The sequence below is a fragment of the Kitasatospora phosalacinea genome (assembly GCF_000717185.1).
Classification (GTDB): domain Bacteria; phylum Actinomycetota; class Actinomycetes; order Streptomycetales; family Streptomycetaceae; genus Kitasatospora; species Kitasatospora phosalacinea_A.
This window is the reverse complement of sequence record NZ_JNYE01000049.1, coordinates 36,359-51,953: the sequence shown is the minus strand read 5'-3', so window position 1 is coordinate 51,953 and position 15,595 is coordinate 36,359. Positions and strand designations below refer to the sequence as shown.

At 75.2% G+C, this 15,595-nt stretch carries 14 protein-coding genes; 4 read left to right on the top strand and 10 right to left on the bottom strand.

Annotated features, from left to right (window positions below; all coding sequences use genetic code 11):
• Positions 1–416: 416 nt before the first annotated feature.
• The 3 genes from htpG to OO57_RS21045 form a co-directional block, all read right to left on the bottom strand.
• Positions 417–2,261, bottom strand: coding sequence for a molecular chaperone HtpG (gene htpG / locus OO57_RS21055; RefSeq protein ID WP_033254123.1), 1,845 nt, complete (start codon positions 2,259–2,261; stop codon positions 417–419).
• 178 nt (positions 2,262–2,439) lie between these two features.
• Entirely contained in the window at positions 2,440–3,168 is a 729-nt protein-coding gene (locus tag OO57_RS21050; RefSeq protein ID WP_033254122.1) for a ribonuclease H family protein, read from the bottom strand.
• Positions 3,169–3,253: 85 nt separating this feature from the next.
• The gene (locus OO57_RS21045; protein ID WP_106974056.1) at positions 3,254–4,672 is read right to left on the bottom strand and encodes an MFS transporter; all 1,419 of its coding nucleotides are present in this window, start codon (positions 4,670–4,672) and stop codon (positions 3,254–3,256) included.
• 163 nt (positions 4,673–4,835) lie between these two features.
• Here OO57_RS21045 and OO57_RS21040 point away from each other — a divergent pair, with 163 nt between their 5' ends.
• Complete coding sequence (locus tag OO57_RS21040) at positions 4,836–5,768, top strand: helix-turn-helix domain-containing protein (protein WP_063737612.1); 933 nt, start codon at positions 4,836–4,838, stop codon at positions 5,766–5,768.
• 99 nt (positions 5,769–5,867) lie between these two features.
• On the opposite strand, the gene OO57_RS21035 is transcribed toward OO57_RS21040, so the two are convergent.
• Complete coding sequence (locus tag OO57_RS21035) at positions 5,868–6,278, bottom strand: cold-shock protein (RefSeq protein WP_033254120.1); 411 nt, start codon at positions 6,276–6,278, stop codon at positions 5,868–5,870.
• 257 nt (positions 6,279–6,535) lie between these two features.
• On the opposite strand from OO57_RS21035, the gene OO57_RS21030 reads away from it, so the two are divergent.
• Positions 6,536–6,970: an LppU/SCO3897 family protein gene (locus OO57_RS21030; protein WP_051778027.1), complete on the top strand. Its 435-nt coding sequence runs from the start codon at positions 6,536–6,538 to the stop codon at positions 6,968–6,970.
• 52 nt (positions 6,971–7,022) lie between these two features.
• Here OO57_RS21030 and OO57_RS44815 read toward each other — a convergent pair whose 3' ends face one another.
• The 6 genes from OO57_RS44815 to OO57_RS21000 all read right to left on the bottom strand — a co-directional run bounded on the left by OO57_RS44815 (position 7,023) and on the right by OO57_RS21000 (position 13,136).
• Entirely contained in the window at positions 7,023–7,823 is an 801-nt protein-coding gene (locus OO57_RS44815; RefSeq protein WP_033254119.1) for an ABC transporter permease subunit, read from the bottom strand.
• Positions 7,820–9,376, bottom strand: a complete 1,557-nt coding sequence (locus OO57_RS21020; protein WP_199811294.1) for a hypothetical protein — start codon at positions 9,374–9,376, stop codon at positions 7,820–7,822. The genes OO57_RS44815 and OO57_RS21020 overlap by 4 nt, the downstream gene beginning before the upstream one ends.
• Positions 9,373–10,323, bottom strand: coding sequence for an ABC transporter ATP-binding protein (locus OO57_RS21015; RefSeq protein ID WP_033254118.1), 951 nt, complete (start codon positions 10,321–10,323; stop codon positions 9,373–9,375). Before OO57_RS21015 ends, OO57_RS21020 begins: the two co-directional genes overlap by 4 nt.
• Before the next feature lie 110 nt (positions 10,324–10,433).
• Positions 10,434–11,054: a dihydrofolate reductase family protein gene (locus OO57_RS21010; protein ID WP_033254117.1), complete on the bottom strand. Its 621-nt coding sequence runs from the start codon at positions 11,052–11,054 to the stop codon at positions 10,434–10,436.
• A gap of 106 nt (positions 11,055–11,160) precedes the next feature.
• On the bottom strand, positions 11,161–11,892 hold the full coding sequence (locus OO57_RS21005; RefSeq protein ID WP_033254116.1) for a response regulator: 732 nt from the start codon (positions 11,890–11,892) through the stop codon (positions 11,161–11,163).
• Complete coding sequence (locus tag OO57_RS21000; RefSeq protein WP_234337435.1) at positions 11,889–13,136, bottom strand: sensor histidine kinase; 1,248 nt, start codon at positions 13,134–13,136, stop codon at positions 11,889–11,891. The genes OO57_RS21005 and OO57_RS21000 overlap by 4 nt, the downstream gene beginning before the upstream one ends.
• Positions 13,137–13,475: 339 nt before the next feature.
• Here OO57_RS21000 and OO57_RS20995 point away from each other — a divergent pair, with 339 nt between their 5' ends.
• Together OO57_RS20995 and mctP are read left to right on the top strand one after the other, a co-directional pair.
• The gene (locus tag OO57_RS20995; RefSeq protein ID WP_063737611.1) at positions 13,476–13,778 is read left to right on the top strand and encodes a DUF3311 domain-containing protein; all 303 of its coding nucleotides are present in this window, start codon (positions 13,476–13,478) and stop codon (positions 13,776–13,778) included.
• 20 nt (positions 13,779–13,798) lie between these two features.
• Positions 13,799–15,394 carry a monocarboxylate uptake permease MctP gene (gene mctP / locus OO57_RS20990; protein ID WP_158715181.1) on the top strand — a complete coding sequence of 532 codons (1,596 nt, stop codon included), beginning with the start codon at positions 13,799–13,801 and terminating at the stop codon, positions 15,392–15,394.
• The last annotated feature ends 201 nt before the right edge of the window (positions 15,395–15,595 follow it).

The following is a 15,595-nucleotide window of genomic DNA, read 5'->3' as shown; positions in this document are numbered from 1 at the left end:
TCCCGCCGCCACCACTGCTGCTACAGGCAGTGAGCACCACCATGGAAGCGGCCCCGACGGCCAGCCATCCTCTGCGCATCTCGCTCATCCTTCACGCTGTTCCTCATCGGCTCCGGATCGGCCCCGGGCCGTTGGACGCTTAACGTAGACGTCACCTCCCAGCCATGTCCATAGACCGGTCAACACTGAAATACAGCGGATCTGAAGCAGCAAAGCCCCCAGGCACTAAAACTTTACTTAACTTGATGACAGATTAGTCTCGTTACCGGACTGCTATCGCGAAGCACTGGACAACGTTGTCAGGACAGGCCAGAATCCACCGCAGCGCAGTTACGTTGCGTTACCATCCCGGGCGTGCAAAAGCCGCGGCCCCGCCCCCCCGGGAACGAGCGGGGGCGGGGCCGCGGCCGGGGGCGTCAGACCGTCCGGGCCAGCCGGTCGGCCAGCAGCTTGGCGAAGCGGGCCGGGTCGGCGAGGTCGCCGCCCTCGGCCAGCAGGGCGGTGCCGTAGAGGAGTTCGGCGGTCTCGACCAGGGCCGGGTCGTCGGCGCGCTCCTCGTGGGCGGTGCGCAGGGCGCCGACCAGGGGGTGCTCGGGGTTGAGTTCGAGGATCCGCCGGGCGGTCGGGACGTCCTGGCCCATCGCCCGGTACATCTTCTCCAGGGTCGGGGTGAGGCCGTCGGCGTCGCTGACCAGGCAGGCGGGCGAGTTGGTCAGGCGGCTGGTGAGGCGGACGTCCTTGACCTCGGCGAGCGTCTCGCCCAGCCAGCCCAGCAGCGCCGCGTACGAGCCGGTGCGCTCCTCGGAGACCTCGTCGGCTGGCAGGTCGACGGCGCCGCGGGCCACCGAGCTGAACTCCTTGCCCTCGTACTCGGGGACGCCCTCGACCCAGATCTCGTCGACCGGGTCGGTGAGCAGCAGGACCTCGTAGCCCTGGGCCCGGAACGCCTCCAGGTGCGGGGAGTTCTCGACCTGGGCACGGCTCTCGCCGGTCATGTAGTAGATCTTGTCCTGGCCGTCCTTCATCCGGGCCAGGTAGTCGGCCAGCGAGGTCGGCTCCTCGCCCGCGGTGCTGGCGAAGGAGGCGATGTCGAGGATCGCCTTGCGGTCCTCGGCCGGGTCGAGCAGGCCTTCCTTGACGGCGGGGCCGAACTCGCGCCAGAAGGTGCGGTACTTGTCGGCGTCGCCGGTCATCATCTCCTTGATCGTGGCCGTCACCTTCTTGGCGAGGCGGCGGCGGATCAGCTGGATGTGCCGGTCCTGCTGGAGGATCTCGCGGGAGATGTTCAGCGACAGGTCGGCGGCGTCCACCACGCCCTTGACGAAGCGCAGGTGGTCGGGGAGCAGCTCGCGGCTGTCCTCCAGGATGAACACCCGCTTGACGTACAGCTGGACGCCGTGGCGGCCGTCGCGCTGGAACAGGTCGTGCGGGCGGCGGGCCGGGATGAACAGCAGCGCCTCGTACTCGAAGGTGCCCTCGGCCCGCAGGCTGATGGTCTCCAGCGGGTCGGTCCAGTCGTGCGCGATGTGCCGGTAGAACTCGCGGTACTCCTCCTCGGCGACCTCGGCGCGCGGGCGGGCCCACAGCGCCTTCATCGAGTTGAGGACCTGCTCCTCGGCGCCCGCCGCCGCGGTGGCGCGGATCGGGAAGGCGATGAAGTCGGAGTAGCGCTTGACGATCCGCCGGACGGTCGCCAGGTCGGTGTAGTCGTGCAGGCCGTCCTCGCCGTCCTCGGGGCGCAGGTGGACGGTGACCGCGGTGCCCTCGGGCGCGTCCGCGACCTCCTCCACGGTGTAGGTGCCCTCGCCGGCCGACTCCCAGCGGGTGCCGGTGGGCTCGCCGGCCTTGCGGGTCAGCAGGGTGACCTTGTCCGCGACCATGAAGGTGGAGTAGAAGCCGACGCCGAACTGGCCGATCAGCTCGGCGGGTTCCTTGCTCTCGCGCAGGCGGCGCAGCGTCTCGGCGGTGCCGGAGCGGGCGATGGTGCCGATCAGGCCGACGACCTCGTCGCGGCTCATGCCGATGCCGTTGTCGCGGACGGTCAGGGTGCGGGCGTCCGGGTCGACGGCGAGGTCGATGTGCAGGTCGTCGGCGCGCAGCCCCTCGTCGGTCAGTCCGGCCAGGCGCCGCTTGTCCAGCGCGTCCGACGCGTTGGAGATCAGCTCGCGCAGGAAGACGTCCTTGTTCGAGTAGATCGAATGGACCATCAGCTGCAGCAACTGCCGCGCTTCGGCCTGGAACTCCAGCGTCTCGGTGGTCATGGGGTCCTTCTCGCTCAGGTTCGCTCGGGTGACGGTACGGGTACGGGAGCACGCGCTCCGTGGCAATCTGACACACCGGCGGCGGCCCCGACAAACCCCGTGGAAGGCGGCTCCGGCACCGTGGACGCCACCGCCGGGGCCGGCCCCGGCGGCGGGACCGGCCCCGGTCGTCGTCCCGTCAGGCGTGGGCGGTCGCGCAGTCCGGGTGGCCCCAGCTGCTGCCCACCTTGGTGATCGTCTCGCCCTTGCCGTACGCGCGCCCGCACGGGCACCGGCCGGGGAACTTCGCGGCCAGCGTCCGCCCGCCGCCTCCCGTCGAACTGCGCTTCGCCGCACCGCCGTTGGCGCCGGAAGCGGCGGACGCGGCAGAGGAGGAGGACGAGGAGGCCCGGCGGGCGCGCGGGGCGGGGGCGGCGGCCGGGTCGGGCACCGGGAGGTCGGCGGCGGTGCCCGCGGCGGACTGCTGGGTGCGGGCCGCGTCGCTGGCGGCCTTGTCGGCGATCGCGTTCAGCGGGTCGCCGTCCACCTGGTGGGCGGGGACGTAGACGAACTCGACGTCGCGGCCGGTGAGCAGCGCGTCGATCCGCTGGATCAGCTCCTGGTTGGCGACCGGCTTGCCCGCCGCGGTCTTCCAGCCGTTGCGCTTCCAGCCGTGCAGCCACTTGGTGACCGCGTCCCGGGTGTAGGTGCTGTCCAGGCGCACCTCCAGCGGCGCCCCCGGGTCGGTGGCCTCCAGCAGGCGCTGCAGGGCCGTGAGCTCCCCGACGTTGTTGGTGTTGCGCCCCAGTGCGCCGGACTCCCAGCGCTGCGGCGCGCCGTTCCCGTCCGCGACCACGAAGGCCCACCCGGCGGGCCCCGGGTTGCCCTTGGCCGCTCCGTCGCAGGCGGCGATGACTCGTTCAACCATCCCCCGATCATGCCAGCCCGCGCCCACGCCCCGCCCCGCCCGCCCCTTCCTCCGCGGGAGGGGACGGGCGGGGCGGTGCCGCCGGTCAGGAGGCCCGGCGGCGCAGGAAGCCGCTGCCCAGGACGCCCAGCAGCACCAGGGCCGCGTTCACCAGGACGGCCAGCGTGACGCCGTCCAGGACCGCCTGGGCGGACGGGTGGGCGCCCGCCCAGGCCGCGACGACCGCGCTCATCACCGGGGTGCCCATGGTGATGCCGATCTGCTGGGTCATCGTCGCCAGGCCGGTGGCCAGGCCCTGCTCGCGGTCGGGCAGGCCGGAGGTGGCGGTGACCATGAAGCCGACGATCACGTACATGTTGCCGACGCCGCCGACGAAGGTCGCCGCGAGCAGCAGCCACAGCGAGGAGTGGCCCTGGCCGAGCAGCAGCAGCGCGGCCGTCGCGACGGCCTGCACCAGGCCGCCGGCCACCAGGGCGGTGCGGGTGCCGGTGGCGGCGATCAGGCGGGCCGCGGTGGCGCCGCCCAGGACGGTGCCCAGGCCCAGGACGCCGAAGGACAGGCCCGCGGCCAGCGCGGAGAAGCCCAGCACCTCCTGGAGGTAGAGGGTCAGCAGGAAGACCAGCGAGGTCTCGGTCAGGAAGGCGATCAGCCCGGCCGCGTTGCCCCACACCACGCTGCGCCGCCGCAGGATCGACACCGGCACCAGCGGCGCCGCGGCCCGCCGCTCCACCGCCAGGAACACCAGCAGCAGCGCCGCCCCCAGCCCCAGCCCGCCCAGGGCGAACGCGTCGCCCCAGCCCGCCGTACCGGCCCGGGTCAGTCCGTACACCAGGGACAGCAGGCCCAGCGTGACCGAGAGCGCGCCCGGCACGTCCAGCTTCGGGCGGGCGTCCGGGCGGCTCTCCCGGATCATGCCCGGGGCGACCAGCAGCACCGCGAACGCCACCGGCACGTTCACGAAGAACGCCCAGCGCCAGGACAGCAGGTCGGTGAGGACGCCGCCGAGCACCGCGCCGGTGGTGAACCCCGCCGACATCAGCGCCCCGTTCAGGCCCAGCGCCCGGTCGCGCAGCGGCCCCTCCGGGAACGAGGTGGTCAGCAGCGACAGCCCCGCCGGGGTGACCGCCGCCGTCGCCAGGCCCTGCGCCACCCGCGCCGCGACCAGCACCGCCGGGCCGGTCGCCAGGCCGCCCACCAGCGAGGACACCCCGAGCACCGCCAGGCCCAGCAGGAACAGCCGCCGCCGCCCGAACAGGTCGGCGACCCGCCCGAACAGCAGGGTGAACCCGGCCGCGGACAGCGCGAACGCCGTCCCGATCCACTGCAGTTCGCCCAGCGGGAAGCCCAGGCCCTGGCCGATCGCCGGCAGCGCCACGTTCAGGATCGAGAAGTCCACCGCCAGCATGAACTGGGCGACCAGCAGGACCAGCAGGACGATCCGCTGACGCTTCGTCAACTTCCCTGCCGCATCTGCCTGTTGGTTCTCTTCTACCGCTGCGACCATCGCCATGACGGGCCTCCCTCTCGGTGCTCCTCCGCGGTTCCGCGGTGACGAGAAGGAGACTGCACCGGCCCGGGAGACCCACCCAGCCCCCTGCGGAAGGTAGCACCGGCAGGGATACCCTGGCCCGGCCGCGGAGCCGCCCCGCACCGGCACACTGGACGGCATGGAGACATCGACCGCCCTCGGCGAGTTCCTGCGCAACCGCCGCGCCCGACTGCGCCCCGAGGACACCGGGCTGACCCTGTACCCGGGCCGCCGACGGGTGCCCGGGCTGCGCCGCGAGGAGCTCGCGCTGCTCGCCGGGGTCAGCGTCACCTACTACACCCGGCTCGAACAGGGCCACAGCGCCAACGCCTCCGACGGCGTCCTGGACGCGCTCGCCCGCGCCCTGCGCCTCACCCCCGACGAGCGCGCCCACCTCTACGACCTGGCCCGGCCCTCCCGCGTCCGGCGCGCACCGCAGCACCGGCCCGCCAGGGTCCGGCCCGCCACCAAGCACCTGATCGACGCGATGCCGCACGTCCCCGCCGTCGTCCTGGACCGCGGCAACGACGTCCTCGCCTGGAACGCCCTCGGCCACGCCCTGCTCGCCGGACACCTCGACCCGACCTCACCCGACCGGCCCGCCGACCGCCCCAACCTGACCCGGCTGCTCTTCCTCGACCCGCACACCCGCGAACTGCACACCCGCTGGGACGAGGACGCCCGCACCGCCGTCGCCGCCCTCCGCCTCGCCGTCGGCCGCCACCCCGAGGACCACCGCCTGGCCCGCCTCGTCGGCGAACTCGCCATCCAGAGCCCCGAGTTCGCCGCCCTCTGGGCCCGCCACCCGGTCCGCGACTGCACCGTCGGCACCAAGTCCTTCCACCACCCCCTGGTCGGCCCGCTGGACCTCGACTTCGAGAGCCTCCCCCTCTCCGACGGCACCACCCACCGCCTCCTCCTCCACACCGCCACCCCCGCCACCCCGTCCGCCGCCGCCCTCGCCCTCCTCACCGCCACCCTCACCGACGCCCTCACCGCGACGGCGGAGGAACGCGAACGGGGACGGGCGACGGGAGCGGGGACGGCGGCAGGGCGCGGGGACGGCAGCTGAGGACGGGCCGGACGCCCCGGGCCACCGCAACCACAGCGCCCCCGCTCCCGCCCCGGAGAACCGGGGCGGGAGCGGGGGCGCTGGCGCGTGCGGGTCGGGTCAGTCGATCCAGCCGTGGCTCTTGGCGAGCTGGAGCATGGCGGCGCGGACCTGGAGGATCTGGGTGCCGGTGAGGGAGGGGGAGGCTTCCAGGAGGGCCTCGGTGACGTCGTCGAGGTAGTCGTCGGAGGCGAGCTGCTCGTCGTCGTCGACGGGGCGGACGATGCGTTCGGCCAGGGGGGCGGCGACGGGGGCCTTGGGGTCGGCGCCGGGGGCGAGCTGGACGGAGGAGGCCTTGGGGCCGCGGTCGCCGTCCTCGATGTCGAAGACCACGGCGAGGCCGGTGCGGATGTAGGACTCGGGGATCAACAGGTCGTTGACGTGCAGGAAGACGTCCTCCCCGCCCTGGTCGGGGGCGATGAACCCGTAGCCCCGAGAACCGTCGAACCGCACCACGCGACCGGCAACCATGCCAACCCCCAAGACACCTTCCGGGCCCCTTGCCCGCAACCTGGGCCCGAGGATAGTCCGGCCGGGGCGGTGAGGCGAACCCGGCCGTTCGGGAACCGGCGGGCACCGCGTGGACGGGGCGTCACCCGGCAGACGCCGGAGCGGGCCGGGGGCGGGTCCGGGGCGGGTCCCGGATGCGTCACCACCCGTCCCGGTCAACGCACTTGAGCGGCACGGCGGTACGCTGCCGTGCCGCTCCGTACCAGTGAGGGAACCCCGTGACCACTCCGCCCATCCCCGCCGCCGCCGAACCCGCCGACGCCGAACCCGCCACCGAACCCGCCACCGAACGCCGGGCGGAGGCCGGGCCGGGGCCGGCCGAGAAGCCCGGGGCCCGCCGCGGGGTGCCCGGCGTCCTGAAGATCGCGGGTCTGGTCGTGGCGATCGTGGCCGCGCTCCTCGCCGCCGCCTACTTCGCGCGTGACACCCCGGCCGCCGCCAAGGCGGGCGACTGCGCGCACAACGCGGGCAACGACGCCAAGCCCGACGTGAGCCTGGTCGACTGCAATTCGGCCGACGCCGAGTTCACCGTCCTCAAGGTGGTCCACGGCGCCAACGAACAGGACTGCCAGACCGAACCGGCCCTCGTCGCCACCTACGTGGAGACCCGCCGCAGCTCCGTCCTCGTCCTCTGCCTGGGCGTGCACGGCTGACCCGCCCCGGGCCCGGTGGGTGGGGCGGTTCCGGTGCGGAGGACGGGTGCGGTCAGGCGTCCCGCGCGTGCAGGGCGGTGCGGCCGAGGGTGAGGGCGGCGGCGGTCCACAGGGCGAGGACGCCCAGGCCGGGCCAGGGGGCGATGGGGAGGCGGGCGGTGTCGAGGGTGGCCTGGACGGCGAGGCCGGCGGGCATCGGGGCGAACTGCTGGAGGTGGCGCTGCCAGTCGGGGTCGCCGACGACCGCGGTCACGGCGGGGAGGACGAACAGCAGGCCGAGGACGGCGCCGGTGGCGGCCGCGGAGCTGCGGGTCGCGGTGACGGCGCCGAGGCCGAGCAGGGCGACCAGCAGCAGGTAGAGGACCGACCCGGTGGCGGCCCGCAGGGTGGGGCCGTCGGCGAGGGACAGCGCCGGGTAGCCGTGGGCGGGGGTGAAGCCGTTGCCGGGCAGCAGCAGCCGGGCGGCGAGCAGCGAGCCGGCCACCGCGAGCGCGCCCGCGGCGAGGACGGCGGCGGACAGCACCACGGCCTTGGCGGTCAGGACCGCGGAGCGGCTCGGCACCGCGGCCAGGGTCGTGCGGACCATGCCGGTGCGGTACTCGTTCCCGGCCGTCAGCACGCCCAGCACGACCGCGACGACCTGGCCGACCAGGACGCCGGTGAGCGCGGTGCGGGGCGCGTCGACGCCGCAGCCGGGGGCGGGGCAGGTGGTGGTGGCGGCGGTGGCCGCGCCGACCGCGGCGGTCAGCACGACCAGGCCGAGCAGCAGCCGGGCGTGGGTGGCGTCGGTGCGGAACTTGGTCCACTCCGCGGCCAGCGCGCGGCGGAGCGTACCGGCGGGCGGGTGCTTCACGCGTCCCTCCGGCGGATCAGGAGGGCGGCCGCGAGCAGGGCGGCGGCGGCCCAGGCGGTCAGGACGGCGAGTCCGGTCCACGGGGGGAGCGGGTAGTGGCCGGAGGCGGGCGCGTAGAGGGTGGAGACCTGCGGGAGGCGGGGCAGGCTCTGCTGGATCGCGAACCCGGCCGCCGGGGTGACCCGCAGCAGCCACTCGGACGCCCCGGTGGGCAGCGTGCCGGAGGTGGCGAGCAGGTAGGGCAGCACCAGGCCCGCGACGGTCGCGGCGATCGCCGGTGCGGCGCGCCGCAGCAGCAGGCCGAGTGCGAGGGCGAGCACGGTGGCGTCCGCGAGCAGCAGGCCGGTGCCGAGCACCACCCGCAGGGTGACGGCGTCCGGGACGGCGGCGACCGGGAAGCCGTGCGCGGTGGACCAGGCGGTGCCGAGCGGGACGGCGAGCGCCGCGGCGGCCGTGCCGACCAGCAGGGAGACGCCCGCGAGCGGCAGCGCCTTGGCGAGCGGGAGCAGGCCGCGGCGGGGGGCCGCGGCGAGGGTGAGGGCGATCAGGCCGCGCCGGTACTCGGCGGTGGCGGAGCCGGTGGCGACCACGGCCAGGGCGGTCAGCCCGGCGAAGGTGCCGACCAGGAAGTTCTCCACCACCCGTCCCCCGGCCAGGGCGGGGCCGCCGACCACCGGGGCGATGTCGCCCGCGCCGGTGACGGTGAACCCGGCGGCGTCCCGGGCGTACCCGCCCGTGGCGCCCGGCAGGTAGCTGCCGGAGGTGCCCGCGTCGGTGCCGACCAGGCTGCCGGTCCACCCGTCGTCCGGGCCGCCGGGGCCGCCCGGGTCCTCGGCCCAGCCGCCGGAGAGGACGGCCGGTCCGAACCGGCCGGTGGCGACGGCGGGGGCGAGGCCGGTGCCGGTGCCGGTGTCCTCGGGGGTCTCCGGGGAGGTGGTGAACAGGCCGACCTGCGCGGTGCCGGGCAGGTCGGGGAGCCGGGCGGTGCCGATCCGCGTCCAGTGCTCGCCGTCGGCGGAGTCGTAGCCGGTCACGGTGTCGCCGGTGCGGGTCAGCCGCAGCCACTGCGGGGCGGCGTCGGTGGGGCGGCCGGGGCGGCCGGCCGCGTCGTGGGTGTAGTCGTGCTGCCAGCGGACGCCGTGGGCCCCGGTGGCGGTGACCGCCGCGTACGTGGAGCCCTGGTCGAGCCCGGCCTTGACGATGATCCCGGCCTTCGCCCACTCGGCCACCGGGCCGGGTGAACTCCCCTCCGGGCCCTGGGCGGTGACGCTGGTGAGGCCGAGCACGGGGACGGTCAGGGTGCCGTCGCCGGACAGTTCGCGGTGGACGAAGGAGAAGCTGTCGTTGACGGCCTCCCCGCCGGGGCCGACCGGCAGTCCGGTGCGGACGGGGTTCGGGTTGGTCGCGGCGGTGCCGAGCAGGCCGACCGCCAGGATCGCGAGCAGCGCGCCCGCCGCGGTGGCGACCCAGCCGGGGACGGTGCGCAGCTTGGTCCACTCGGCGCGCAGCATCAGGGCGAAGTCGCCCGCGAGGGAGGACAGTTGGACCATCACGCCGCCTCCCCCGCGTCGGTCGCCCGGTACTGGACGGCGTCCCGGGTGAGTTCGAGGTAGGCCTCCTCCAGCGAGGCGCGGTGCGCGGAAACCTCCGCGAACGGGACGCCCCCGGCGGTGAGCAGGGCGACGACCCGTTCGGGCTCCAGGCCGTGGGCGGTGACGGTGTCCGGGCCGGTGGAGCTGACGGTGGCGCCGCCGCCCGCCAGGGCCCGCACCGCCCGGTCGGGGGCGGAGGTGCGCAGGGTGACCCGGCCGTTCGAGGCGCCGGCCAGCAGCGCGGCGACGGTGGTGTCGGCGATCACCCGGCCGCGGCCGACCACGACCAAGTGGTCGGCGGTGTCCTGGAGTTCGCCCATCAGGTGGCTGGAGACCAGGACCGCCCGGCCGCGGGCGGCCTGCTCGGCGAGCAGGGCGCGGATCCACCGGAAGCCCTCGGGGTCGAGGCCGTTGAAGGGTTCGTCCAGCATCAGTGCGGGCGGGTCGCCGAGCAGGGCCGCGGCGATGCCCAGGCGCTGGCGCATGCCGAGCGAGAACTGCCCGGCCCTGCGTCCGGCCGCCTCCTGCAGGCCCGCGGCGGCCAGCACCCGGTCGACCCGGCGGGCGTCGATGCCCTGCGAACGGGCCAGCCACAGCAGGTGGTTGCGGGCGGTGCGGCCGGGTTGCAGGGCGCCCGCGTCGAGCAGGGCGCCGAGGTGGGTGAGGGGGCGGCGCAGGCTGCGGTAGGGGCGGCCGCCGACCAGGGCGGTGCCCTCGTCGGGGGCGTCGAGGCCGAGGACCACCCGCATGGTGGTGGACTTCCCGGCGCCGTTGGGGCCGACGAAGCCGGTGACCTGGCCGGGGCGGACGGTGAAGGTCATGCCGTCCAGGGCCGGGTTCGCCCCGAACCGCTTGCGCAGGCCGGTGACGCGGATCGTCCCGGCCGGATCGGTGGTGTGCTGCTCCATGGTGGCCGAGCGTAGGAATCCGGCCCCCGCCGGGTCGTCACGGCCGGGAGCGATCCTGCGGGAGGGCGCCGTCCCCCGCAGGAGCTACGTCGCCCTCCCCCTGCCCGGCCTCAGTCCTGGAGTTCGCTCATGTCGCCGGTCTCCGGGACGCCCTCGACCAGGCCGTAGCGCAGCAGGACGGTGCCGCGCGGGCTCGCGGCGGGCGGTTCGAGCAGCGCGAGGCTGGTGGGGACGGCGCCGTCGGCGAACACCTTCTTGCCGCTGCCGAGGACGATCGGGTGGACCCACAGGTCGAGCCGGTCGAACAGCTTCTCCCGCAGCAGGGTCTGCACCAGGTCCAGGCTGCCCACCACCTTGACCTTCTCGTGCCGCTCGCGGAGCTCCCGCACGGCGGCGGGCAGGTCGGGCCCGAGCAGTTCGGACCCGGCCCAGGGCAGCTCGGGCTCACCGCGCGAGGCCACGTACTTCGGGACGCGGTTGAACAGCTCGGCGAAGGGGTTCTCCCCGGCGTTCGGCCAGTAGGCGGCGAAGATGTCGTACGTCCGCCGCCCGAGCAGCAGCGCGTCGGTGCCCTCGTACGCGGCGTCGACCTGCGCCCCGGAGACCTCGTCGATCAGCGGGGCCTGCCAGCCGCCGAAGGCGAAGCCGTCCGCCGGGTCCTCCTCGGGGCCGCCGGGCGCCTGCCCGACCAGGTCGAGGGTGGTGAACAGCTCGATGTCGATGAAGCCCATGGTGTGCTCCCGGGGAGTGGTCGGTGCCGTCGGAGGTTCAGACGGACCGGGGCGGGCGGACTCATCGGTCCGCCCCCGTCCAGTCTGCTCCGTCGGGCCGTCCCCGCTACCGGTCGCGGCCGCCGGGCACCACCAGTCCGCTCTCGTAGGCCGTCACCACGGCCTGGGTGCGGTCGCGCAGGCCGAGTTTGGCCAGGATCCGGCTGACGTGGGTCTTCACCGTCTCCTCGGTGACGGTGAGGCGGGCGGCGACCTCCGGGTTGGACAGGCCCTCGGCGACCAGTAGCAGCACCTCGGTCTCGCGCGGGGTGAGGGTGCGCAGCCGCTCGGCGGCGGGGTGCGGGCGGGGGCCGGTGCGCGGGTCGGCGCGGGGGTCGGCGCGGGGCGGGGTGGCGGCGAACTCGGCGATCAGCCGGCGGGTCACGCCGGGGGCGAGCAGGGCGTCGCCCGCGGCCACCACCCGGACCGCCTCGAAGAGCCGCTCGGCGGTGGACTCCTTGAGCAGGAAGCCGCTGGCCCCGGCGCGCAGCGCCTCGTAGACGTACTCGTCGAGGTCGAAGGTGGTGAGGATGAGCACCCGGGGCGGGTGCGGGCCCTCGGCGGTGACCTGCCGGGTCGCCTCGATGCCGTCGGTGCCGGGCATCCGGATGTCCATCAGGACGAGGTCGGGGCGCTCCTCCCGGCAGGCCAGGACGGCCTCGGTGCCGTCGCCCGCGGTGCGGACCACCGTGAAGTCGGGCTGGCCGTCCAGCAGGGTGGCGAACGCGGAGCGGACCACGGGGTGGTCGTCGGCGACGACGATCCGGACCGGACGGGACGGGTCGGGCCCGGCGCTCACCGCGCCTCCCCCCGCGGGAGGTGCGCCGTGACCGCGAAGCCGCCGCCGGGGCCGGGGCCGGTGCGCAGGGTGCCGCCGACCGCGGCGGCGCGCTCGCGCATGCCGGTCAGGCCGTGCCCGCCGCCCGGCCGGGGGCCGCCGCCCGGGCCGGGACCGTGGTCGCGCACCCGCAGCTCCAGGGCGGTGGCGGTGTGGTGCAGTTCGACCTCGACGGCGGCGCCGGGGGCGTGGCGGCGGGCGTTGGTCAGCGCCTCCTGGACGATCCGGTAGGCGGCGAGTTCCGCGCCGGGGTCGAGCGGGGCGGGCGTGCCGCGCACCACCAGGCGGACGGTGCCGCCACCGGCCCGGCGGGCCTGCTCCAGCAGTTCGCCCAGCGCGGCCAGCCCCGGCTGCGGGGCGCGGGCGGGCGCGGCCCGCCCGTCCTCGCGCAGCACGCCGAGCAGGCGGCGCATCTCGGCGAGCGCGTCGCGGGCCGCGTCGCCGATCTCCAGCAGCCGTTCGGCGCCCTGCGCGGGCAGGTCGGGGGTGGCCAGCCGGGCGGTCTCGGCCCGGACCGCGATCATCGACACGTGGTGGGCCACCACGTCGTGCAACTCGCGGGCGATCCTGGCCCGTTCGGCCCGGACGGCGTTCTCCGCGACGGCGCCGAGGGCGAGCGCGCGGGTCCGCTCGTGCGCGGCGCGCTGCGCGCGGGAGCGGCGGTGCAGGCCTGCGGTTGCGGCGACGGGGGCGAGCGCGGCGAGCAGCCAGAGGCGGACCCGCAGGTCGGTGTCGGCGGCCGCGGCGAGCGCGAGCAGCGGGAAGGGCAGCGCGAGCCCGAGCGCGAGCGGGGTGCGGCCGGTGCGGCCCATCCGGTAGTGGGCGAGCAGGACGGCGACGGTCCCGACGGCGGTGGCGGTGTGGAAGGCCCCGACCGTGCCGAGGACGGCGGCGGTGACCGCCGGTCCGGCCGCGGCGGGGCGCAGGCGCAGCAGCGGCAGCGCGGTGGCCGCACCGAACAGGCCGACGGCGAAGAGCAGTTGGACGCCCAGGACGCCGCTCCCCGCGGTCTGCTGGAGGCGCTCGGCGGCGAGCCGCGGCAGCGGGCCGCGGGCGGCCGTCAGCTCGACGACGGAGGCGACGGCCGCGAGCGCCGCGAGCAGCCCGAGCAGCACCCCGCCGACCGGCCCGCCCCGCGCGCTCCCCCCGAAGTCCCCCGCCGCCGCCCGCCACGTCGTCATCGGCCACGCCGCCGTCCGTCCCATGCCGGTCATTATGCCCACGGCCGTGCCGGGCCCCGGGCGGTCCGCCGGAACCGGGCGGGCGGTGGGCGGGCGGGGGATGGGCGGTGCGGTGCGGGGCCGGGCGGGTGGCGGGCGGGGGCGGTGCGGGGCCGGGCGCCGGGGACCGGCTGGTGAACGGGGTAGTGACAGGGGTCACTCCGCTGTCCTACCCTCGCGGGGTCCTCCCGATCACCGAGGGCACTGCTCGGCGGACGCACGGCTTCGTGCGTTGCGGTGCCACTGAGGTGACACCCCGTCATCCTCCGGAGCCGCCCCGTGCCGTCCCCGTCCCCCCAAGTCCCTGCCTCGGGCGCACCGCCCGTGGCCTCCGCCGCCCGGGTGCTGGCCGGGCTGTGCCTGCTGGTGCCGATCGTGGTGATGATGTGGGTGCCGTCCTACAGCAAGGTCACCCCGAAGCTCGGCGGGATGCCGTTCTTCTACTGGTACCAGCTGCTGTGGGTGCTGCTGTCGGCGCTGTTCACCGGCACCGCGTACCTGCTGATCCGGCGTGACGAGGCGGCCCGCCGGGCCGCTGCCCCGTCCGCCGCCGCCCCGTCCGCTCCCGCGGCGGACGCGCCCGCCGCGCCCGTCGTGCCCGCTCCGAAGGACGGTGGCCAGGCGTGAAGCACGTCGACTGGACCGCGATGACGGTCTTCCTGCTGTTCTTCGTCCTGGTGACGGTGATGGGCTTCCTGGCCTCGCGCTGGCGCCGGGCCGACGACGCCGCGCACCTGCACGAGTGGGGCCTGGGCGGCCGGAGCTTCGGCACCTGGATCACCTGGTTCCTGCTCGGCGGCGACCTGTACACCGCGTACACCTTCGTCGCGGTGCCCGCGGCCATCTACGCGGGCGGCGCGGCGGGCTTCTTCGCGGTGCCGTACACGATCATCGCGTACCCGCTGGTGTTCCTGTTCCTGCCCCGGCTGTGGTCGGTGTCGCGGGTGCACGGCTACGTCACCCCGGCGGACTTCGTCCGCGGCCGCTACGGCTCGCGCGGCCTGTCGGTGGCGGTGGCGCTAACCGGGATCCTGGCCACCATGCCGTACATCGCGCTGCAACTGGTCGGCATCCAGGCCGTGCTGGACGTGCTGGGCGTCGGCGGCAGCGGCAACTGGTTCGTCCAGGACCTGCCGCTGTTCATCGCCTTCGGCGTGCTGGCCGCGTACACCTACTCCTCCGGCCTGCGGGCCCCGGCGCTGATCGCGTTCGTCAAGGACGCGCTGATCTACATCGTGATCGCGGTCGCGGTGATCTACATCCCGATGCGGCTGGGCGGCTACGGGCACATCTTCGACGCCGCGCAGCACAAGTTCGCCACCCCCGGCCCGAACGGCAAGCCCAGCGGCTCGCTGGTGGTCGGGCCGACCGGCCAGTGGGCGTACGCGACGCTGGCGTTCGGCTCGGCGCTGGCGCTGTTCATGTACCCGCACTCGGTGACGGGCGTGCTGGCGTCGAAGTCCCGCAACACGGTGCGCCGGAACATGGCGATCATGCCCGCGTACTCGCTGATGCTGGGCCTGCTGGCGCTGCTGGGCTTCATGGCGATCGCCGCCGGGGTCAGCAAGGGCGCCAAGGGCTACAACAGCCAGCTGGCGGTGCCGCAGCTGTTCGCCGACATGTTCCCGTCCTGGTTCACCGGCGTCGCGTTCGCGGCGATCGGGATCGGGGCGCTCGTCCCGGCGGCGATCATGTCGATCGCGGCGGCGAACCTGTTCACCCGCAACGTGTACAAGGAGTTCCTGAAGCCGGACGCCACCCCGGCCGAGGAGACCAAGGTCGCCAAGATCGCCTCGCTGCTGGTGAAGGTCGGCGCGCTGGTGTTCGTGCTGGTGATGGACAAGCAGGCCGCGATCAACATGCAGCTGCTGGGCGGGCTGTGGATCCTGCAGACCGCGGTCGCCCTGGTCGCGGGCCTGTTCACCCGCTGGTTCCACCGCTGGGCGCTGCTCGCGGGCTGGGCCGTCGGCATGGCCTACGGCACCTGGCGGGCCTGGGGCATCGCCTCCCCCGCCACCAAGCACTTCGGCGGCAGCAGCGCGGAGATCCCCGGCATCGGCGAGACCGGCTACATCGGCCTGACCGCGTTCGTGCTGAACCTGGCCGTCGCGGCGGTGCTCACCCTGGTCCTGCGGGCCCTGAAGGCGCCCGAGGGCGCCGACGAGACCAGCCGCGCCGACTACTCCGCGGAGGCCGGCGACGAGGCCGTCGAGCGCGCCCCGCAGCCCGCGGCGGCGCACTGACCCCGCGCACCCGGCCGCTCCGGGCGGGCAACCCCCGTCACCTGCACGGGGGTTGCCCGCCCGGCGGCCCGCCCCGGTCCGCCTCGGTCCACCCGGCTGACGCCGCTGACGCGGCTGACGGCGCATTAGCATGTCCGCAGCGCCGGTGAGCGGTGGCCGCCTCCGGACGGGTGCCCGCTCGCGCCGACCTCAAGGAGTGGA